Origin of the sequence: Geodermatophilus sp. CPCC 205506, from assembly GCF_051383635.1 — a bacterium.
Classification (GTDB): Bacteria; Actinomycetota; Actinomycetes; order Mycobacteriales; family Geodermatophilaceae; genus Geodermatophilus.
Genome location: NZ_JALPKP010000014.1, coordinates 1 through 20,197 on the forward strand (window position 1 = coordinate 1; position 20,197 = coordinate 20,197).

The 20,197-nt window shown below is 75.2% G+C and carries 18 protein-coding genes and 1 pseudogene; 12 read left to right on the forward strand and 7 right to left on the reverse strand.

Annotated elements, in window-relative coordinates; translation table 11 throughout:
- The 4 genes and pseudogenes from MY520_RS09950 to MY520_RS09965 all read left to right on the forward strand — a co-directional run.
- A pseudogene (locus MY520_RS09950) lies at positions 1-208 on the forward strand (methyl-accepting chemotaxis protein); the annotation flags it as partial.
- Positions 209-355: 147 nt separating this feature from the next.
- Positions 356-2,773, forward strand: coding sequence for a chemotaxis protein CheA (locus MY520_RS09955; protein ID WP_436691930.1), 2,418 nt, complete (start codon positions 356-358; stop codon positions 2,771-2,773).
- A 1-nt stretch (position 2,774) separates the two neighbouring features.
- Positions 2,775-3,221 (forward strand): chemotaxis protein CheW, encoded by a 447-nt coding sequence (locus MY520_RS09960; protein WP_436691931.1) that lies wholly within the window; start codon positions 2,775-2,777, stop codon positions 3,219-3,221.
- Between the two features lie 277 nt (positions 3,222-3,498).
- On the forward strand, positions 3,499-4,377 hold the full coding sequence (locus tag MY520_RS09965) for a hypothetical protein (protein ID WP_436691932.1): 879 nt from the start codon (positions 3,499-3,501) through the stop codon (positions 4,375-4,377).
- Between the two features lie 68 nt (positions 4,378-4,445).
- Here MY520_RS09965 and MY520_RS09970 read toward each other — a convergent pair whose 3' ends face one another.
- Positions 4,446-5,636, reverse strand: a complete 1,191-nt coding sequence (locus MY520_RS09970) for a glucose-1-phosphate adenylyltransferase family protein (protein ID WP_436691933.1) — start codon at positions 5,634-5,636, stop codon at positions 4,446-4,448.
- Positions 5,637-6,552: 916 nt separating this feature from the next.
- Complete coding sequence (gene murJ / locus MY520_RS09975; RefSeq protein ID WP_436691934.1) at positions 6,553-8,076, reverse strand: murein biosynthesis integral membrane protein MurJ; 1,524 nt, start codon at positions 8,074-8,076, stop codon at positions 6,553-6,555.
- Positions 8,077-8,477: 401 nt separating this feature from the next.
- On the opposite strand from murJ, the gene MY520_RS09980 reads away from it, so the two are divergent.
- Genes MY520_RS09980 through MY520_RS10005 form a run of 6 tightly spaced genes read left to right on the forward strand, consistent with a single transcriptional unit; the run spans position 8,478 to position 12,159 of the window.
- Positions 8,478-9,587, forward strand: coding sequence for a protein-glutamate methylesterase/protein-glutamine glutaminase (locus tag MY520_RS09980; RefSeq protein ID WP_436691935.1), 1,110 nt, complete (start codon positions 8,478-8,480; stop codon positions 9,585-9,587).
- A complete protein-coding gene (locus tag MY520_RS09985; protein WP_436691936.1) occupies positions 9,584-10,408 on the forward strand; it encodes a CheR family methyltransferase in 825 nt (274 codons plus the stop codon). The genes MY520_RS09980 and MY520_RS09985 overlap by 4 nt, the downstream gene beginning before the upstream one ends.
- 14 nt (positions 10,409-10,422) lie before the next feature.
- The gene (locus MY520_RS09990; protein WP_436691937.1) at positions 10,423-10,794 is read left to right on the forward strand and encodes a response regulator; all 372 of its coding nucleotides are present in this window, start codon (positions 10,423-10,425) and stop codon (positions 10,792-10,794) included.
- Positions 10,791-11,303 (forward strand): chemotaxis protein CheX, encoded by a 513-nt coding sequence (locus tag MY520_RS09995; RefSeq protein ID WP_436691938.1) that lies wholly within the window; start codon positions 10,791-10,793, stop codon positions 11,301-11,303. Before MY520_RS09990 ends, MY520_RS09995 begins: the two co-directional genes overlap by 4 nt.
- Entirely contained in the window at positions 11,300-11,662 is a 363-nt protein-coding gene (locus tag MY520_RS10000) for a response regulator (protein WP_436691939.1), read from the forward strand. The genes MY520_RS09995 and MY520_RS10000 overlap by 4 nt, the downstream gene beginning before the upstream one ends.
- Complete coding sequence (locus MY520_RS10005; RefSeq protein ID WP_436691940.1) at positions 11,659-12,159, forward strand: hypothetical protein; 501 nt, start codon at positions 11,659-11,661, stop codon at positions 12,157-12,159. The genes MY520_RS10000 and MY520_RS10005 overlap by 4 nt, the downstream gene beginning before the upstream one ends.
- A 169-nt stretch (positions 12,160-12,328) precedes the next feature.
- Here MY520_RS10005 and MY520_RS10010 read toward each other — a convergent pair whose 3' ends face one another.
- Together MY520_RS10010 and MY520_RS10015 are read right to left on the reverse strand one after the other, a co-directional pair.
- Positions 12,329-12,784 carry an ATP-binding protein gene (locus MY520_RS10010; RefSeq protein WP_436691941.1) on the reverse strand — a complete coding sequence of 152 codons (456 nt, stop codon included), beginning with the start codon at positions 12,782-12,784 and terminating at the stop codon, positions 12,329-12,331.
- Between the two features lie 117 nt (positions 12,785-12,901).
- Entirely contained in the window at positions 12,902-14,554 is a 1,653-nt protein-coding gene (locus MY520_RS10015; RefSeq protein ID WP_436691942.1) for a SpoIIE family protein phosphatase, read from the reverse strand.
- A 194-nt stretch (positions 14,555-14,748) separates the two neighbouring features.
- On the opposite strand from MY520_RS10015, the gene MY520_RS10020 reads away from it, so the two are divergent.
- On the forward strand, positions 14,749-16,590 hold the full coding sequence (locus tag MY520_RS10020; RefSeq protein WP_436691943.1) for a SpoIIE family protein phosphatase: 1,842 nt from the start codon (positions 14,749-14,751) through the stop codon (positions 16,588-16,590).
- Here the strand turns inward: MY520_RS10020 and MY520_RS10025 are convergent.
- The 3 genes from MY520_RS10025 to MY520_RS10035 all read right to left on the reverse strand — a co-directional run bounded on the left by MY520_RS10025 (position 16,515) and on the right by MY520_RS10035 (position 19,569).
- Positions 16,515-17,438 (reverse strand): alpha/beta fold hydrolase, encoded by a 924-nt coding sequence (locus MY520_RS10025; protein WP_436691944.1) that lies wholly within the window; start codon positions 17,436-17,438, stop codon positions 16,515-16,517. The two genes, MY520_RS10020 and MY520_RS10025, sit on opposite strands and share 76 nt — an antisense overlap.
- 46 nt (positions 17,439-17,484) lie before the next feature.
- Positions 17,485-18,240, reverse strand: a complete 756-nt coding sequence (locus MY520_RS10030) for a ZIP family metal transporter (protein ID WP_436691945.1) — start codon at positions 18,238-18,240, stop codon at positions 17,485-17,487.
- Between the two features lie 144 nt (positions 18,241-18,384).
- A complete protein-coding gene (locus MY520_RS10035; protein WP_436691946.1) occupies positions 18,385-19,569 on the reverse strand; it encodes an AAA family ATPase in 1,185 nt (394 codons plus the stop codon).
- 166 nt (positions 19,570-19,735) lie between these two features.
- Here MY520_RS10035 and MY520_RS10040 point away from each other — a divergent pair, with 166 nt between their 5' ends.
- Entirely contained in the window at positions 19,736-20,104 is a 369-nt protein-coding gene (locus MY520_RS10040) for a phage holin family protein (RefSeq protein ID WP_436691947.1), read from the forward strand.
- Positions 20,105-20,197 lie beyond the last annotated feature (93 nt).

The following is a 20,197-nucleotide window of genomic DNA, read 5'->3' on the forward strand; positions in this document are numbered from 1 at the left end:
GGAGGAGCAGACCGCGACCACCAACGAGATGTCCCGGTCGGTGCAGGAGGCGGCGAGCGGGTCGGGGCAGATCGCGGAGAACATCAGCGGGGTGTCCGAGGCCGCGGGGGCCACCACCCAGGCGCTGACCCAGACCCGTACCGCGGTCGACGAGCTGTCCCGGATGGCCGCCGACCTGCGCACCAGCGTGGCCCGCTTCACCTACTGATCCGCCCGGGAGGGGCCACGTCGGCCCCTCCCGGCCCGGGCCGGCCGGGGCGCAGCCGCCCGGCCGTTTGGGCTTGAGGTTCGGCCTCCCGTGTCCGATGACCCCTCCGAAGCGCGTGCAGCGCCGGAGACGAGAGAGAAGAGCAACGTGGACGGTCTGGACGACATCGTCGAGGAGTTCCTGGTCGAGAGCCACGAGAACCTCGACCAGCTGGACACCGACCTGGTCGCCCTGGAGCAGGAGCCCGACTCCCGGGAGCGGCTCTCGAGCATCTTCCGCACGATCCACACGATCAAGGGCACCAGCGGCTTCCTCGCCTTCCACCGCCTGGAGGAGGTCACCCACGTCGGGGAGAACATGCTCTCCCGGCTCCGGGACGGCGCCCTCGCGCTGACCCCCCGCCGGACCAGCGTGCTGCTGCAGATGGTCGACACCGTCCGCTCGCTGCTGGCCTCCATCGAGGCCACCGGCGGCGAGGGCTCCGTCGACGTCTCCGCCGTCGTCGCCGCCATCAGCGCGGCGATGGACGACGAGCCGGCCGTCGAGGCCGCTCCCGCCCCCGAGCCCGCTCCCGAGGTCGAGGTGCAGGCGATCGCCAAGCCGGCCCCCGCCAAGGCGGGCACCGCCAAGACCGCGGCCAAGGCGAGCACCGCCAAGACCGCCGGCAAGGCGACGGCCGCCAAGCAGCCCGCCGCCACGCTGACCGCCCCCGCGGGAACCGCTCCCGACCCCGTCGCCGAGGTGCCCGCCGCCGTGACCGACACCCCCGTGGTCCCCGCTCCCCGGCCCGAGCCGGTGGCCGAGGCCGCCGACGTGCACGAGGCCGACGTCGCGCCCGCTGCCGACAACGGCGGCGGCCAGACCCGCCGCGCCGTCGCCGACAGCACCATCCGCGTGGACGTCGACCTGCTCGACGAGCTGATGCTGCTGGTCGGCGAGCTGGTGCTGACCCGCAACCAGATCGTCCAGTACGTGGGCCGCACCAACGACACCGATCTGCTGCGCGCCTCGCAGCGGCTGAACCTCATCGCCAGCGAGCTGCAGGAGGGCGTCATGAAGACGCGCATGCAGCCGATCGACCACATCTGGTCCAAGCTGCCCCGCGTCGTCCGCGACCTGGGTCTGCAGTGCGGCAAGTCGGTCCGCCTGGAGATGGAGGGCCGCGACACGGAGCTGGACAAGACGCTGCTCGAGGCGGTCAAGGACCCGCTGACCCACCTGGTCCGCAACTCCGTCGACCACGGCATCGAGTCCCCCGAGGCCCGCGCCGCGGCCGGCAAGCCCGCCGAGGGTGTGCTGTTCCTCCGCGCGAAGCACGAGAGCGGCCAGGTCGTGGTCGAGGTCGCCGACGACGGCTCGGGCATCGACCCGGCCCGGATCGGCGCCAAGGCCGTCGAGCGCGGCCTGGTCACCCCGGACGCGCTCACCCGGATGGGCCCGCAGGACGTCCTCCAGATGATCTTCCTGCCGGGCTTCTCCACGGCCGCGGCGGTCACCAACGTCTCCGGCCGCGGCGTCGGCATGGACGTCGTCAAGACCAACATCGAGTCCATCGGCGGCACCATCGAGGTCGAGTCGATGCCCGGGAAGGGCACCGTCTGCCGGCTGCGCATCCCGCTGACCCTGGCGATCGTCCCGGCGCTGACCGTCGAGTGCGCCGGCGACCGCTACGCCATCCCGCAGATCAGCCTGCAGGAGCTCGTGTCGCTCGACGCCGAGAAGGCCGCCAACGCGGTCGAGGAGGTCGGTGGCGCGCCGGTCTACCGGCTCCGCGGCGAGCTGCTGCCGCTGGTCCGGCTCACCGACGTCCTGGGGCTGACCTCCGACCGGCACGACGGCCACGTCGTCATCGCCGTGCTCCGCTCCGAGGGCCGCCGCTTCGGGCTCGTGGTCGACCGGGTGATCAACACCGAGGAGATCGTCGTCAAGGCCGTCGGCGGCCAGCTCAAGGCGATCGGGCTGTACTCGGGCGCCACGGTGCTCGGCGACGGCACGGTCGCGCTGATCCTCGACGTCCAGGCGCTGGCCCGGCGCGCCCTGCGCACCGAGACCAGCGACCGGCAGGAGTCACGCGCGGCCGCCCTGCAGTCCGCGGTCACCGAGTCGGAGCGGCAGCGGATGCTGCTGGCCGCCATCGGGGGCGGCCGCCGGGTCGCCATCCCGCTGGACACCGTCACCCGCCTCGAGCAGGTGCGGGCCGAGGCGGTCGAGCGGGTCGGCAACCGCGAGGTCGTCCAGTACCGCGGCGCGATCCTGCCGATCGTCCGGCTCGACCGGCACCTGGGTGCCTACGGCGAGACCGACCGCGAGGTCCTCGAGGTCATCGTCTACAGCGACCACGGGCGCAGCGTCGCCATCGTGGTCGAGGAGATCCTCGACATCGTCGACGGCGAGGCGGCCGTCCGCAGCGACATCGACGACCTGGGCCTGCTCGGCTCGGCCGTGCTGGGCGACAAGGTGACCGAGCTGCTCGACGTCCGGGCCGCGATCCTCGCCGCCGACCCGGCCTTCTACTCCGCTCCCGTGACGCCGGCCGGCGTCCCCTCGTCCCTCCTGGAGGTCTGAGATGACCACGGACACCGCGGCCCCCGCCGTGGGCGGCCAGCTGGCCACCTTCTGGCTGGACGGCGACCTCTACGGCGTCGAGGTGGCGCACGTGCAGGAGGTGCTGCGGAGCCAGGGGCTCACCCGGGTGCCGCTGGCGCCCAGCGCCGTCGCCGGCCTGATCAACCTGCGCGGGCAGGTCGTGACGGCGATCGAGCTGCGCGAGCGGCTGGGCCGCCCGCCGCGGCCCGAGGACACCGACGCCGTCGTGATCGTCGTCCGGCTGCACGGCGAGGCGGTGAGCCTGCTCGTCGACGCGATCGCCGACGTCGTGGACGTCGATCCGGCCGACTTCGAGGCGCCGCCGGACACCCTCGACGGCTCCGCCCGCGAGCTGATCCGCGGGGCGTTCAAGCTCGACGGCCAGCTGCTGCTGGCGCTGGACGTCCAGAAGGCGGTCGGTGCCTGAGCGGCACCCCTGATCGTGGCGCGGCCGGACTTCCCCGGCGGCCGACGCCCTTCCCCCCGGCCCCCGGTCCGGCGGTCCTCCTCGGAGGCCGCCGGCCCGGGGGCCGGCCCCTTTCCGGTCACTGTCCGCAACCGGGCGCTGACGCTTCTGCCGAGGACACGCAGGACCCCCCTGACCGGGGTCCGGCGAACGGGTGACGACCACGTGGCGCAGCCTGGTGATCACCGTCAGCATGGGCTGACCTCACCTCGGGGGAAGTGAACTGGGAGGCGCCGCCGTGCCCTACTCGCTGGTCAGTGCCGCCACCCTCGGCTTCGACCTGGTCCGCCTGCCGGCCGGCCGCGCCGTCGCCGACGCACTGCTGGCCGGCCTCGCGTCCGACGCCACCACGCTCGAGCAGCTGGCCTCCGTGCACCCGGCCGCCGGCCGCGACCGGGAGGCGCGGGCCACGCTCGCCGTCCGGTCCCGCCGCGCCCGCGAGCTCGCCGTCGCCGTGCCGCACGTGCGCAGCGCCGCCGACCTGCCCGGCACCGACCGGGCGGCCGTCCTCATCGCCTCGCTCGAGCGCAGCACCATCGGCGACGCCGCCGCCCTCGAACGGGTGGTCCGCGACGACGTGCTGGGCCCGGAGCACCCCGCCGCCGCGCTGGTGGACGAGGACACCCGCGACGCCGCGGCCGACGTCCTCGCCGACGCCGCGGTCGGCTCGTGGGCGGCCGCCGTCCTCCCGCCGCTGGTGCGCCGCCAGCTGACCGGCCCGTTCGCGGTCGCGGTCGCCGCGGGCATGGTCGGCGCCCCGGACCTCGACCTCGGCCCGGCGACCGGCGAGCTGACCGGCCTCCTGGACGGCCTGCGCGGGCTGGACGCCGCCGGGCGGGCCCGCTGGCTGGCCGCCGTCGACGAGGGCCGCGCCCGGCGCCGGCCGTGGGCGACCGCGATGCACGAGGGGTCCTGGGCCGCGCACGTCTCCGGCCGCACCCGCACCCTGGCCATCGCCCAGCTGCTCGCCGTCCAGGCGTTCCTCGACGGCGGCTTCGACGCGGCCGGGGCGGCGGCCGGCGCGTGGAACGCCGTGGCCGGCTGCGTGCAGGGGATCGTCATGGCCGACCTGCTGGGCGCCGACGCGCTCGACGTCCTGCTGGCCCCGCGAGCCTGACCCGGCGCTCTCCCCAGGCATAGGAAGCTCTACCCGCGTCCTGAGTCGCAGGACGTGGGTAGAGCTTCCTATGCCTCGTCGTCGTCGTCGGGGTCGGGGAAGCGGGCGCCGGCGCGGAGCTCGCTGCCCGACGCCACGGTGGCCTCGCGCCCGACGAGGGTGACCTCTCCCTCGCCGCCCACCGACGCGCCCTCCCCGACGTCCACCCGGTCGTCGAGCACCGTGCGGGTGACCGTGGCGCCGGCCCGCACCCGCACCCCCGGCAGCAGCACCGAGTCGACGACGACGGCGCCCTCCTCCACGACGACGCCGGGCGACAGCACCGACCCGATCACCCGGCCGGCCACGCGGGTGCCGCCGGAGACCAGGCTGTCCTCCACCTCCGCGCCTCGCAGCACCCGGGCGGCGCTGTGCCGGCCACCGCGGGTGTGCACCGGCCAGCGGGGGTGGTCGAGGTCGAGCGGGGGCTCGGGGGAGCGGAAGTCCTGGTGGGCCGCCCAGTACGCGTCCACCGTGCCGACGTCGCGCCAGTAGCCGGTCAGCGGGTGGGCGCGGGCCAGCCCGTCGCTGGTCTGGGCCGGCAGCAGGTGCGAGCCGAGGTCCTCCAGGCCGTCCTCACCGTGCTCGGCGGCCAGGGCCTCCAGCCGGTCGAGGGTGGGGTCGGGGCTGAAGACGAACACCTCGTTGGTCGCCGTCGTCGTCCGTGGCTCGTCGGGCTTGTAGGCGTAGTCCCGGATCCGGTCGCCCTCGCCGACCTCGACGATGCCGTAGCGCGCGGCGTCGTCCGCCGCCACCTCGGTGGTGACCATCGTGACCTCGGCGCCGGAGTCCAGGTGGCCGTCGACGACCTCGCGGTAGTCCAGCTCGTAGACGGCGTCGGAGCTGACGACGACCAGCGCGTCGGCGTCGAAGTCCCGGATCAGCGGCGAGTACCGCCACAGCGAGTTAGCCGTGCCCGAGACCCAGCCGGCGCGCTCGGTGCCCTGGTACGGGGGCAGCACGAGCAGGCCGCCGGTGGTGCGGTCGAGGTCCCACGGCCGGCCGTTGGCCAGGTGCTGCGACAGCGAGGTGGGGTGGAACTGCACCGACACCCAGACGTCGGACAGCTGCGCGTGCTGGCAGTTGCTCAGCGGGAAGTCGATCAGGCGGTACACGCCGGCGAACGGCACGGCCGGCTTCGCCCGCCGCTCGGTCAGCAGTTCCAGGCGGCCGCCCGCGCCACCGGCGAGGACGAGGACGAGGACGCGGGGGAGGGCCATGCGGCGCGGGCTACCCGGCGGCCCGGCGCGTCATCCCCCGTGGTCGTCCCGGAGTTCCCGGCACAGGGCCGGAGCCGGGCGTACGGGCGGTGACCGGCCGCGGGCCGGGCGCCACGCCGCGCCGCACCCGTACCCGACGCCGGCAACGGATGTGACGTGGCTCACGCGTGTCTCGCCGGGTGCTCCGCGCTCGACCGCCACCCTCGGCGGCCCGGATCACGGAGACGAGGACGCGGAGGCCCCCATGCCCCACCCCAGCACCTGGTCGACCTGCCCGACGACGACCCGCTGGTGGACCAGCCACCCCGTGTCGACGCGGTGGCTGGTGCCGGATGACGACCTGGCCACGGAGCTCGATCGGTCCACGGCCGCGCTGCGGCGTCCGGGCGACACGGTCGGCGTGAGCGAGAAGGTCGCCGTCCTGCTGACCGGTGGGGCCATCCCCCGGGAGCGGGTCGTCCCGGGGCGGCTGGCCCGGTTCCTGTCCCGGCACGTCCGGACCGTCGGCAGCAGCTGTGGCCTGTCGATCCCGGAGAAGATGCAGCTGGTCCTGGAACGGCAGGGTCGGGTGCGGGTCGTCCTCGCCGCCGCCTGCTGCTCGGTGCTGCGGCCGCTGGGCCTGCGCGGCTCCTTCTACCGGATGGCGGGGTCGTTCGCCCGGGACCTGGACGGGATGCGGCCGCCCTACTTCGACCTGCTGCTGCCGCCCCTGGAGCCCATGGCGGCTCGGGAGCTGGCCGAGCGGCTGGAGCGGCGGCTGGGCGTCGGGGTCGCGATCGTCGACGTCAACGACCGGGGCGGCTCGGTGCGGGCGGTCTCCGGGACCGCACTGCCCGCCTCCGATCTCATGGCCGCGTTGGGGGACAACCCGATGGGGCAGGGCTCGGAGGGCCGGCCGTTCGTCATCGTGCGGCGGTCACCCGCGGGCGACCAGCCCGCGAACGGCGCGCCCCAGCTCGCCCAGCTCCCGACAGCGCAACGCCCACAGCACGACCAGGTAGACCGTCAGGCAGCTCGCCGTCGCGGCCGCCGTGCCTCCGAGCCCGTCCCCGTACCGCGCCAGGAGCGCCGCCGGTACCGCGCCGCAGGCCGCCGCGAGGGCGACCTGGGCAGAGCAGCGGCCCAGGCCGGTCAGTGACAGCCCATCGCCGGCGGAGCGCAGCCGCCACAGCGACAGCGCCGCCACGAGCAGCAGGGACAGCGACGTCGACACGGCGAGCCCCAGGACGCCGAACCGGACCCCCAGGGTGAGGTCGCCGACCACGTTGACGGCCATGCCGAGCAGCCCCAGCGCCACGGGGGTGCGTGAGTCGCCCAGGGACAGGAAGGCCCGGGTCGCCGGCTCGCGCAGGGCCAGGCCCACCAGCGAGGCGGCGTACCCGGTGACCGCCAGGGCGGTGAGCCGCACGGCCTCGGCGTCGAAGGCGCCGCGCTCGAACAGGAGCGACACCACCGGCTCGGCGGCCACGGAGAGGATCACCACGCACGGCGCCACCAGCAGGAGCAGGACGCCGCAGCCGCGCCGCACCAGGTCGTCGAGGTCGCGCGTCCGGCCCGGGCGCGCGGCCGCGGCGAGGGCGGGGTAGAGCGTGGTCGCCACCGTGGCCACGACCAGGGTGTCGGCCAGCCCGACCAGCCGCCAGCCGTAGTTCAGCGCGGTGATCGCCCCCTCGCCGGTCGCCGATCCGACCGCCCGGTCGACGAGGGTGTTGACCTGGGAGACCGCGCTGCCCACCAGGAGGGGCGGGACCAGCGCCACCATCTCGCGGAAGCCACGGTCGCGGACGTCGAGCGACGGGCGCAGCGACTGGCCCACCGCCAGGAGCGGCGGCAGCACGAGCAGCAGCCGCAGCCCGCTCCCGACGACGAACCCGACCGCCAGCGCCGTCACCCCGTACACGCTGCCGAACCCCAGCGCGGCGACGATCAGCGCGATGTTGAAGGGGATCCCCTGGGCCGCGGCCCAGCCGAAGCGCCGGTGCCCCTGGGCCGCGCCGGCCAGCACGTTGGTGGCCGCGATCAGCGCGGTGGCCGCCACCACCAGCCGGGTGAGGCGGACGGCCAGGTCGGCGGTCTCCCCGTCGAAGCCGGGGGCCAGCGCCGCGACGAGCGGGCGGGCCAGCACCGCCATGACGACGGACGCGGCCAGCATCACCAGCACGGTGACGGTGAGGGCGACGCGCACGCTGTGCCGGCCGCGTTCGGGCTCCCCGTCCGCGACCGACCGGGCCACGGTGGGGACGACGGACTTCGCCACGGCGCCGGCCATCAGCGCCAGGACGAGGTTCATCAGTCCCTGGGCGACCAGGTAGGCGTCGATCTCCGAGCCCACCCCGAACACCGCGGCCAGGACCACGTCCCGCAGGAAGCCCAGGAGCTGACTGCCCAGCGTCAGCCCGGCCACGAGTGCGGTCGACCGGGCCAGCCCCCCTCGGCTCACCGGGCGCATCCTGCCGGGCGGAGGCGGCGCCTGACACGTCAGGTCCGTCTGCGGCTCTCTGCGGTCCGTCCGAGACAGGGCTAGACGACGCTCGACGAGCCCCGGCCCACCGTTCCGGGACCCGCCGGCGGAGGTCACCCGGGGCTGCTCCGGCCACCTGTCGACAAATGCTCCGGAATGGTCGGTGATCGCATTCCCGGCCCGGCGAAAAAGGTCCGGGAAATCAGCGGGATCGGCTCAAGGACCGGTCGCGGTGGGCCGACAACTCGGAGGACGGGCACCGCCGTCGGACGCGCCCCACCGGAGCGGCGCGCCCCCGCGCCCCGCGGCCTCCGGGCGGTGCCGTCGATCCACGCACGCGAGAGCCCTGCCGGGCCTGCCCCCAGGGAGACGGAGGACGGATGGACCCGATCCGGGTGATGGTGGTCGACGACTCGGTCGTCGTCCGGAAGATCGTGACCGACGTCCTGTCCGGAGACCCCGCGATCCAGGTGGTCGGCACCGCGGTCAACGGCCGCATCGCGGTCGGCAAGCTCGAGCAGCTGAAGCCCGACCTGATCACGATGGACATCGAGATGCCGGAGATGAACGGCATCGAGGCGGTCCGGGCCATCCGCGCCGCGCGCAGCCGCGTGCCGATCATCATGTTCAGCACGCTCACCGAGCGCGGCGCGGCGGCGACCCTCGACGCACTCTCCTCGGGCGCGAACGACTACGTCACCAAGCCGGCCAACGTCGGCAGCGTCGCGCAGTCGATGGAGAGCGTGCGCGAGCAGCTCATCCCCAAGATCAAGGCGCTGACCGGCCGCCCGGTCACCCCCGGCCGGGCGCGCGCCGCGGCGCCCGCCCCGGCCCGCATCCGTCCCCCGGCACCCCGCCAGGGCCCGGTCAAGCCGCCCGCGGCACTCGTCATCGGCTCCTCCACCGGCGGCCCGGAGGCACTGGCCAAGCTGCTCCCCGTGCTGCCGGCGACCCTGCCGGTGCCGGTGCTGGTCGTCCAGCACATGCCCCCCGTGTTCACCCGCCAGTTCGCCCAGCGGCTGGACCGGCTGTGCGCCCTGCGCGTCGTCGAGGCCGTCGACGGCACCCAGCTGGCGCCGGGCACCGTGCACCTGGCCCCCGGCGACCACCACCTGACCATCCGCAGCACCGGCCGCGGCCTGACCACCGCGCTCAGCCAGAGCCCGCCGGAGAACTTCTGCCGGCCCGCGGTCGACCCGCTGTTCCGCTCGGCGGTCGACGCGTTCGACGGGGCGGTGCTGGGCGTCGTCCTCACCGGGATGGGCTCCGACGGCCGGGCCGGTGCCGGGCGCATCCGCGAGGCCGGCGGCGCCGTCGTCGTCCAGGACCAGGCCACCTCCGTCGTGTGGGGGATGCCCGGTGCGGTCGCGGCGGCCGGTCTGGCCGACGAGATCCTGCCGCTGGACCGGGTCGCCGAGGCGATCCACCGGCGGCTGTCCGCCCCCCGGGCCGCCACCGGGGTCCCGGCAACCGTCGGAGGACGGCGATGACCCTCACCGCGACCGGCTTCGACTGGGTCCGTCAGCTCGTGCACCGGGAGAGCGCGATCGTGCTCGCCCCGGGCAAGGAGTACCTGGTCGAGGCGCGGCTGCTGCCGATCGCCCGCCAGATGGGCCTGCCGGACGTCGGCCAGTTCGTCGACTCCGTCCGCACCCGGCCGAGCCCCGAGTCCACCCGCAAGATCGTCGAGGCGCTCACCACCAACGAGACCTCGTGGTTCCGGGACGGCGACCCGTTCACCGCGCTCACCTCGACGGTGCTGCCCTCGCTGCTGGCCGACCGCAGGCCGGCCGACCGGCTGCAGATCTGGTCGGCGGCCTGCTCCAGCGGGCAGGAGCCGTACACGATCGCGATGCTGCTCGAGGACGCGCTGCCCAACGCCGCGTCCCGGGTCTCCATCACCGCGACCGACATCTCCCGCGAGATGGTCGAGCGGACCCGCGCCGGCCGGTTCAGCCAGCTGGAGGTCAACCGCGGGCTGCCCGCGCCGATGCTGGTCCGGCACTTCTCCCGGGCCGGCACGGAGTGGGAGGTGGCGCCTCCGCTGCGCCGGATGGTCACCGCCAGCGAGTGCAACCTCGCTGCCCCGCTGCCGCGGATGGGCCCGTTCGACGTGGTCTACCTGCGCAACGTCCTCATCTACTTCGACCTGCCCACCAAGCAGGCGATCCTCCGCCGGGTGCGCGCGCTCATGCGCCCCGACGGCTGGCTCTTCCTCGGCGCCGCAGAAACGACCCTCGGCGTCGACGACTCCTGGGAGCGGGTCGTCATCGGCCGCAGCTCCGCCTACCGCCCGCTGAAGGGGGCCTGACCGTGCGTGCTCTGGTGATCGACGACTCACGCGCCATGCGGCGCATCGTGAGCGGGACCCTCGAGGGCTTCGGCTACGAGACCCGCCAGGCTGGCCACGGCCAGGAGGCGCTCGACGTCCTGCACGAGGGCTGGGTGCCCGACCTGTGCACCATCGACTGGAACATGCCGGTGATGGACGGGCTGCAGTTCGTCTCCGCCGTCCGCTCCAACCCCGCCTGGCGGGCGGTGACGCTGATGATGGTCACCTCCGAGGGCGAGCAGTCCCAGATCGTGCGCGCCCTGGCCGCCGGCGCGCACGAGTACGTCCTGAAGCCGTTCACCGCCGACGCCATCCGCGACAAGCTCGCGCTGCTCGGCCTGCTCCCCCAGGAGGTCGTGCTGTGAGCGCGCCGGTCATCACCGCACTGCTCGACGAGGCCACGATCCAGGAGATCGCCGACCAGGCCTGGGCCGCTCTCGTCGGCGAGGACGAGGTCCTCCTGCCGCTGCCGGGCGAGACCGGCCCCGACGCCCTGAGCTCCTGGGTCGAGATCGCCGGCCCCTGGACCGGCACCGTGGTCCTGACCTGTGACCGGGACACCGCCGAGGAGCTGACCCGCGCGCTCCTGCGCGAGCACGCCCCGGCCGAGCTGGAGGCCGAGGACGTCACCGACGCCCTCGGCGAGCTGGCCAACGTGGTGGGCGGCAACGTCAAGGCCGTCCTCCCCGGACCGTCCGTCCTCGGCCTGCCCGAGGTCGGGGTCGCGCCGCGCGCGTCCGCGCCGGCCGACACCTGCCGTGTCGACGCCCAGTGGCGCGGCCGGCCGCTGTCCATCTCCGTCCAGGGGGGCACCCCCGCCGCCCTGGAGCTCCCGGGATCGGACCTCACCCACGAGAACGGAGTGCCCCTGTGAAGATCCTGGTCGCCGACGACAGCCGCGTCATGCGGCAGATCGTCATCCGCACCCTGCGGCAGGCCGGTTACGACGACCACGACATCGTCGAGGCCGAGGACGGCCGTGACGCCTTCGACAAGGTGCGGGCCGAGAACCCGGACCTGGTCCTGTCCGACTGGAACATGCCCAACATGAGCGGGCTGGAGTGCCTGGAGGCGCTGCGCTCGTCCGGCTCCGGCGTCCCCTTCGGGTTCGTCACCTCCGAGGGCTCGCCGGAGATGCGGGAGAAGGCCGCCGACGCCGGCGCGCTGTTCCTCATCGCCAAGCCGTTCAACGAGGACACCTTCAAGGACGCCCTGGACGGGGTGATCGTGTGAGCACGCCCCTCGCCGTCGTCCTGCCGGACGCCAAGCCGGTCAAGGACATGCTCACCGGCCTGGTGGGCAAGCCGGTCGCCGTCGCGCCGGGCGCGCCGGTCACCCCCACCGCGAAGAGCCCCGTCTCGGTCGCCGTCTACGTCGACCCTGGCATGACCGTGAACGCCCTGTGCGTCATGGACCTGGGCTTGTCGGCCTACACCGGCGGTGCCCTGGCGCTCCTGCCTCCCGGCGGCGTCCAGGACGCCGTCGAGGAGGACGGCGAGCTGACGTCCATGCTCACCGAGGCCCTGCACGAGGTCGTCAACGTGCTGTCGGCGCTGTTCAACGTCCCGGGTGCGCCGCACTCGAAGCTCTACAAGCTGTACGCCCCGGGCGACGAGCTGCCCGACGACATCGCCGGCATGCTCGCCGGCTTCAACCGCCTCGACCTGGCGGTGGAGGTCCCGGGCTACGGCAAGGGCGGGCTCTCCCTGGTGGTCCCCTCGGGGGCCTGACCTACCGGACGCCCCGGGACGGCGCCGGAACGCGAGTTCCCGCCGTCCCGGGCGCACTGCACACGCGACGGCCCCGGGGCGATCCCCCGGGGCCGTCGCGTTGCAGAAGGACCCCCGTGCAGGGTCTCGCCCCTCGCACGCTCGCGGCGGGACCCTGCACGGGGACCTGTCAGGAGTACGCGGGCTGGCGGTCCTCGATCGTGGTGGGCAGGCAGGCCCACACGTGCTTGCAGTCGTCGTTGACGTACCAGCCGTGGGCCACCGACAGCCGCGCGACCAGGTACAGCCCCAGCCCGCCCTGCGCGGGGTCCCGGTCCACGGCGGGGGCGGGCATGGTCTCGGGGTCGCGGTCGCTGACGTCGAGCAGCCAGCCGCCGCTGCCGGCGATGACGGTCGCCACCACCGGCGACAGGCCGTGCCGCAGCGCGTTGGACGCCAGCTCGTCGAACGCGAGGACGAGTCGCTCGGCGGCCTGGTCGTCCTCATCGAGGAAGCCGACGCCACCGAGCCGCGAGCGGAGGACCGCCCGGGCGGCGGGCAGCTCGGACACCGTCTCCAGGTCCCAGCGCCACACCTCGCCCCGGCCGTCGGGGAGCGGGCGCAACGGCCACGCGAGTCGACTCACTTCGCCCTCTCCGTCCGTCGGTTTTCTGCGACGGGGAAGGGGTGCCCACCACCTCGGCGGCTCAATCGTCGCGGCCGGTTTCCGACCCCTCGGAGTGAGGCGTCCCTCGGGATGCGCTCAGGCGGGGGACCGGAGGCTGATGGCCACCAGCGCGACGTCGTCGTTCGGTGTGCCGTCCACCATCCGGGCCAGGACCGCGTCGCACAGCCGCTCGAGCGGGAGCGGGGCCAGCTCGGCCAGGTGCTCGCGCAGCCGGGCGACGCCCTCGTCGACGCCGGTGTCGCGCCGCTCGACCAGCCCGTCGGTGTAGAGCAGGACGGTCGCGCCCGGCCGCAACGGGACGGTGAACTCCCGGCGGGCCGCGGTCGGGTCCACCCCGAGCAGCAGGTCGCCCAGGCCGTCGGAGAGGACGGTGACCGTGCCGTCGGGATCGACGACCAGCGGCGGCGGGTGCCCGGCGCTGACCCACCGGAGCAGCGTCCCGCCGCGCTCGAGCCGGGCGATCGCGGCGGTCGCCAGCGTGCCGGGGTGCATCTGCGCCATCGCGGCGTCCAGCCCGTGCAGCACCTCGGCCGGGCCCGCGCCGCTGTAGTGCGCGATGCCCCGCAGCAGGCCGCGCAGCTGGCCCATCTCCGCGGCGGCCGCCGTGTCGTGGCCCGCCACGTCGCCGATGACCACGACCGGCTCGCCGCTGGGGTGCAGGAACGCGTCGTACCAGTCGCCCCCGACGCGGGCGGCCTCGGCGGCCGGCACGTAGCGCACGGCCACCTCGGCGCCCTCGATGGTGGGCGGGTCGGTGAGCAGGCTGCGCTGCAGCGCCTCGGCCAGCTGCGCCTGCTGGCTCTGCCGGTGCACGCGGTCCACCGCGCGCGCGGCCTGCGCGGCCACCTGGGCCGCCGCGGCCACGTCGTCGGCGTCCGCGCTGCGGCCGGGGTCGAGGTACAGGGTCAGGACGCCGACCGGCCGCTCCTCCGCCGTCAACGGCAGGACGACGGCCGACTCGGGGCCGAGCTCCTGCAGCAGCTGTCGCGCCGGCCCGGGCGGCATGAGCGTCAGGATGGCGGCCACCGACTCCTGCGCCGCGGTGCCCGACCGCAGTGCCCGCGCCACCGGCGACGCCTCCGGGAGGGTGTCCAGCCGCACCTGCGCGTAGCGCTCCAGCAGCTCGTGGCGGGCCGGGTCGGTGTGCCACGCGCCGACGTCCCGGGCCCGGCCCTCCCGGTCGATGACGGTGACGATGCAGCCGTCGGCCAGCGCCGGCACCACGAGCCGGGCCAGGCTGCCCAGCGCCGACTCGCCGTCCAGCGCCCCGGAGAGCTCGGCGGTGACCGCGGCCAGCAGGGCCATCCGGGCTCCGGCCCGCTCGGCGTCCCGACGGGCCCGGTCGGCCGCCTGCTGGGCCCGCCGGCGGGGGCTGACGTCGATCAGCGCGACCGCCGGGCCCGCGGGTGCCGGCCAGGCGTGCAGCTCGAACCACCCCTCGCCGATGCCGGGCAGCGCGAGCTCCACGGCGACCGGCCTCCCGGTGGCGACGGCGTCGGCGCACGCCGCGCTGACGGTGCCGCCGACGTCCGCCGGGAAGACCTCCGCGACCGCGCGCCCGAGCAGCTCGGGGAGCGGCCGGCCGAGCAGCCGCACGGCCTCCGGGTTGGCGTAGGCGACCCGCTCCTGCGGATCGAGCGCGAGCAGCGCCGCGGGCAGCGAGGCCAGGACGCCGACGGCGAGGACCGGGTCCTCGACCGGAGCCGGCAGCGGAAGGTGGTCCGCCACGACGACCACCCCCTCCGCTGCGCGCGCCGGGCACCACCCGGGGCGCTTCCCCCGCACCGGCCCGCCGGGGTCGTGGCGGGCTCCCGGATGGTGGCAGGGCGGACCCCCGCTGCCAAGCAGCGCGGCCGTGGCATCGTCCGCCGGCCGGGCGAGCGGTCTCGCACGCGCCGGGCGGGGTACGGCGATGAGGCAGAGTGATCACCGTGAACCGGGACTCCGGGGTGCCGCCCCCCTCCGACCTGCTGCTGCAGGCGGTGGACGGCATGGACCGGCCCCTGTTGGTCCTGGACGACGACTGGCGCTTCGCCTACGTCAACGCCGCCGGCGCCGCGGTCCTCGGCCGGACCGTCGAGGGGCTCGTCGGCCGGGACGTGTGGGCGCAGTTCCCCGAGGCCGTCGGAGGCCCGTTCGAGCAGCTGTACCGGTGGGTGCGCGCCACGGGCACGTCGGGCAGCACCGAGGCGTGGTTCGCGCCGCTGGGCAGGTGGTTCCGCGCCGACGCCTTCCTCACCGAGGCGGGCCTGGTGGTCACCTTCGACGACGTGACCGAGCGGCGCCGGGTCGAGGGGGAGCGCGCCGCGGCGATCGCCGCGCGGGAGGAGGCGGCGCGGGTCGCGGCCGACGCCGCCGCGAGCGCGGAGCGGGCCGGCCGGCACCTCATGCTGCTCGGCGACATCAACCTGGCCATGACCTCCACCGTCGACGTGGACGAGGCCGTCGACCGGTTCGCCCACCTCGTCGTCCCGCTGCTCGCCGACTGGTGCCTGGTCAGCGTGGTCGACCCGGACGGCACCCGGCGGGACGTCGGCCGGGCGCACCGCGACCCCGCCCTGGTCGAGGCGATGCACCGGTACGCCGACGCGCGGGTGCGCACCAACGAGCGCAGCGCGCCGGTGCCCACCGCGCTGCGCAGCGGCCGGCCGGTCGTGATCCAGGAGCTGCTGCCGCACCACGTGGACGAGATGGTCGGCGACCGGGCCACCCGCGCCCTGCTGGAGCCGCTGCGGCCGGCCGCCGTCGCGACCTTCCCCCTCCTGGCCCGCGGCGAGGTGTTCGGTGCGCTCACGCTGGTCAACGGCCCCGACCGCGGCGCGCACACCGAGGCCGAGCTGCGGACGGCGGAGATCGCCTCCCGCCGGGCCGCGCTCGCCCTCGACAACGCACGGCTCGCCGCGGCCGGCCAGCAGGTGGCCGAGCGGCTGCAGCACAGCCTGCTCTCGCCCCCGGTGCAGCCCGAGCGGCTCGAGCTGGCCGTCCGCTACCGGGGAGCCACCCGCGGGGTGTCCATCGGCGGCGACTGGTACGACGCGTTCCAGCAGCCCGACGGCGACACGGTGGTCGTCATCGGCGACGTCATGGGCCACGACATCGAGGCCGCGGCCGCGATGGGGCAGGTCAAGACGCTGGTGCGGGCGATCGCCTTCGACCGGCTGGAGGAGCCCGCCGGCGTCCTGCGCCGGGTCGACCACGCCCTGGTCGGGCTGGCCGTGCCGACGATGGCCACCGCGCTGGTCTGCCGGATCGAGCAGGCGCCCGCCGACCGGTCGACCGGCCGGCGCCGGCTGCGGTGGTCCTCGGCCGGTCACCCCGACCCGATGCTGCTCCACCCCGACGGCACCGTCAGCGACCTCTCCGCGCCGGTCGGGCCGCCGCTGGGCATCGGCTGGCGCGGGCCCCGGGCCGACGGGGTGGTGCCGGTCCCCGACGGCGGAACGGTGCTGCTGTTCACCGACGGGCTCTTCGAGCGGCGCGGCGTGCTCCTCGACGAGGGCCGCGACCAGCTGCGCCGGCTGGTGGCCGCCTCCGCCGGGGAGTCCCTGGACGCGCTCTGCGACCGGCTGCTGGCCGAGATGACCGGCGGCGGCGTGGAGGACGACGTCGCGGTGCTCGCCGTCAGGGCCCACCCGCCGACCTGGGAACGGCCCCGCCCGCCCGCGAAGGGCGGGGAGGACGGGCCTCCTCAGGTCCGCGCGGCGGCGTCCCGGACGGCGGCCGCGATCGCCTCGACCGCCTGCGGGGCCCAGAGGATCGAGTAGTGGTTGGTGTCGGGCACCTCGCGGGCGGTGATCCCCGAGGGCTCGAGCCCCAGCCCGGCCAGCCGCACCTCGTCGTAGAGGCCCGGCGGGCGGTCGGTCAGGCCGCGAGGGGCCCACAGCAGCGTCGCCGGCACCGGCAGGTCGGTGGTCGCCTCCAGCAGCCGCTCGTTGAGCAGCACGTCCCCGCCGTCGACGCGGACCGCCTCCTGCACGCAGGTGCTGCGCAGGGCCGGGGGCTCGCCGGTGACGTCGCGGGCCAGGTAGGCGGCCACCGAGGGGACGTCGATCCACGGCCCCACGGCCGGGTGCTGCGCCCAGAACGCGCGCACCGCGGCGAGGTCGGGGAACGTCATCGACAGCCGGTCGAGCGCCGGGCCGAGGAGGGCGGACAGCATCGCGTCGACGTCGGCCCCGGGCGGCTGGGGGAGGGCCAGGCCGCCGTCGACCAGAACCAGACCGCGCACCCGGTCGCGCGCCGTGCCCGCGGCGGCCAGCGCGGCGACGAACGCGCCCATCGAGTGACCCACCAGGACGGCGGCGTCCGCGCCGGAGCGGTCCGCGCCGAGGGAGTCGAGCAGCGCGGTGAGGTCGGCGGCGTGCGCCTCGATGCCGTAGGGGCCGGGCAGCCCCGCCGAGCCGGCCCGGCCGCGCAGGTCGGGGGCCACCACCTCGAACTCCCCGGCCAGCGCGCCGGCCACCCGGGCCCAGGCCATCGCGTTGGCGGTGATGCCGTGCACGAGGACGGCGATCGGGGCACCGGGCGCGGCCGGCGGCCAGCGCAGCGCGGCGAGCTCCCCGCCGTCGACGGGAACGGTGATCTGCACGGGGTCGACAACCGGGTCGCTCACGGGTCCCACCCTGCCCGGGGCGGGCGCGGGCCGCAGCGCGGGCCGGTCACCGTCCGGCCACGTCGATCGCGAAGGCGACGAGGAAGCCGAGGGTGGTGATGACGCCGGTCCAGGTGCGGGTCCGCTCGAACGCCTCGGGGATCATCGTGTCGGCGATCATGGTGAGGATCGCCCCGGCCGCGACGGCGGTGATGACCGCGATCGCCTCCGGCGGGGCCTCGCCGAGCGCGGCGTAGCCGACCAGCGCCGCGACCCCGCTGGTGACGGCGATCCCGCCCCACACTCCGAACACGTAGCGCGCGGAGCGGCCGCTGGCCTTCATCCCGGCTGCCGAGGAGAGCCCCTCGGGCACGTTGGAGATGAACACGGCCGCCAGCACCGAGGGGCTCACCGACCCGCCGCCCAGCAGCCCGAGCCCGAGGACGACGGACTCCGGGACGCCGTCGAGCAGCGCGCCGATCGCGATCGCGGCCCCGCTGCCGGACTGCTGGTCCTCCGAGGGCTGCTGGGACCCCGAGCGCTTGCGGTGCCGGGCGCCGCGACGGGCCAGCGCGGCGTTGGCGGCGACGTAGGCCAGCGCGCCGCCCACGAACCCGACCGCCGTCGGTCCCAGCCCGCCGGTGTCGGCGGCCTCCGCCATGAGGTCGAAGGCCACCGCCGAGATGAGCACCCCGGACCCGAAGGCCATCACCGAGGCGATGACCGTCTGCGGCACCCGCACGAACCAGGCGACCAGCGCCCCGAGCACCAGGGCGGCACCGCCCAGCAGGCCCCACAGGCCGGCCTCCAGCCACGTCGGCACGGCATCCCCGATCTCGCCAGCGCTGCGTGCACACATCGTGCCCTGTCGAGTGCAGAGACCGCGCTGGGTGTGCGGCATTGGAAGCTCTACCCACGTCAGCGGGCCGGGGACGCGGGTAGAGCTTCCTTTGCCCTAGGGGGAGCTTCAGTCCGGGTGGCTGAGCAGGTAGCGGCCGAAGTGCGGCACGGTGAAGGCGATCTGGCCGCGCTCGGCGGAGTAGACCAGGCCCTTCTTGATCAGCGAGTCCCGGGCGGGGGAGAGGGACGCCGGCTTGCGGCCGAGGGAGACCGCGACCTCCGACGTCGCCACCGCGGTGCCGCCCGGCCCGCCCAGCTCGGCCATGGTGTGCATGTACTCGCGCTCGGCGGGGGTGGCGCGGTCGTAGCGCGAGCCGAAGAAACCGACCGCCAGCTCGGCCTCGGCCACCGGCGCGGCCATGGCGACGTCCGCGGCGGTGACGGGGGAGGCGGCGGCGACGTCCCAGGTGACCTTCCCGTAGGCCTGCACGAAGTACGGGTAGCCGTCGGCGGCGGCGTAGAGGGCGTCCAGCGCACCGGCCTCGAAGGTGACGTCCTCCCGCTCCGCCGGCGCGAGCAGCGCGCGGTCGGCGGCGGGGCGGTCCAGCCGGTCGATCCGCAGGTAGCGGAACAGCCGCTCGGAGTAGCTCTTGGACGCCGAGAGCACCGCCGGCAGGTGCGGCAGCCCGGCGCCGACGACGATCAGCGGCGCGCCCTGCTGGGAGAGCTCGTGGCAGGCGGCGCAGATCGCCGAGACGTCGTCGGCCTGCACGTCCTGCATCTCGTCGATGAACAGCGCGATGCCGCGGCCGACGTCGGCGGCCAGCCCGGCGGCGTCGCTGAGCAGCTCGACCAGGTCGATCTCCATGTCGCCGGAGTCGGCCCGCCCGCCGGCGGCCGGCACGTCGATGCCGGGCTGCCACCGGTCGCGCATCTTCGCGTCCGGCACCTGCCGCAGCGCGAACGCCTTGAGCACCCCCAGGACGGCGTCCATCGAGTCCTGGTCGGGGTGCCGCAGCTCGCGCAGGGCCATGTGCAGCGCGGAGGAGACCGGCCGGCGCAGCGACTGGTCGGGCCGGGCCTCGATCTTGCCCGTTCCCCAGCCGCGGCCGATGGCCGCCGAGCGCAGCTGGTTGAGCAGCACCGTCTTGCCGACGCCGCGCAGCCCGGTCAGCACCAGCGAGCGCTCGGGGCGGCCGTGCGCGATCCGCTCCAGCACGACGTCGAAGGCCGACAGCTCGGTGTCCCGGCCGGCCAGCTCCGGGGGGCGCTGGCCGGCACCCGGGGCGTACGGGTTCCGCACGGGGTCCATGACGAGCACCGTATGGGCGCGTCTAGCCCGGGCCGTAGAGATCGGTAGAAGTGCGTAGCGCGTGTCGCCGTCGACCGTCGTCTGCCGGTGTCTAGCCGGGCGGCTAGACGTGCCTAGACCGCCCGACACGGGCCGGTTCGCGATCTCCGGCCGCTAGCGTGGGGCCGTGATCAGGTTCGCGCTCAAGGTCGTGCTCATGGCCGGCGTCTTCTACGGCGTGGCCTATCTGCTGGACGGCGTCCAGGTGGACGCCAACGCCGCGGGGCCACTGGGGGAGCTGGGCACCTGGTTGTGGATCGCGCTCATCTTCGCGGTGGTGAACGCGATCATCGGACCGATCCTGCGGTTGCTGTCGCTGCCGTTCGTGCTGCTCACCCTCGGGCTGTTCCTGCTGGTGGTCAACGCGGCGCTGCTCGGCCTGACCGCCGCGCTGACCGACCGCCTCCAGGTCGACGGCTTCGGCACCGCCATCCTCGGCGGGCTGCTGCTGGCCATCGGCGGCTGGATCGCCGACCAGCTGGTCGAGAAGGTCTGACCCCGGCCACCCGTCTCCTGGATGGTTGACCCCCCGGCGCGGCACCTCGTACGGTCAACTGCATGCAAAACAGCATTCACAGGGCCGGACCTG

Bases quoted from the DNA above. Each gene is read 5' to 3' on its own strand.
- MY520_RS09960 (WP_436691931.1), top strand. From the start codon at position 2,775: ATGACCACGGACACCGCGGCCCCCGCCGTGGGCGGCCAGCTGGCCACC.
- MY520_RS09985 (WP_436691936.1), top strand. From the start codon at position 9,584: ATGACCCTCACCGCGACCGGCTTCGACTGGGTCCGTCAGCTCGTGCAC.
- MY520_RS09970 (WP_436691933.1), bottom strand. From the start codon at position 5,636: ATGGCCCTCCCCCGCGTCCTCGTCCTCGTCCTCGCCGGTGGCGCGGGC.
- MY520_RS10035 (WP_436691946.1), bottom strand. From the start codon at position 19,569: ATGGACCCCGTGCGGAACCCGTACGCCCCGGGTGCCGGCCAGCGCCCC.
- MY520_RS09980 (WP_436691935.1), top strand. From the start codon at position 8,478: ATGGACCCGATCCGGGTGATGGTGGTCGACGACTCGGTCGTCGTCCGG.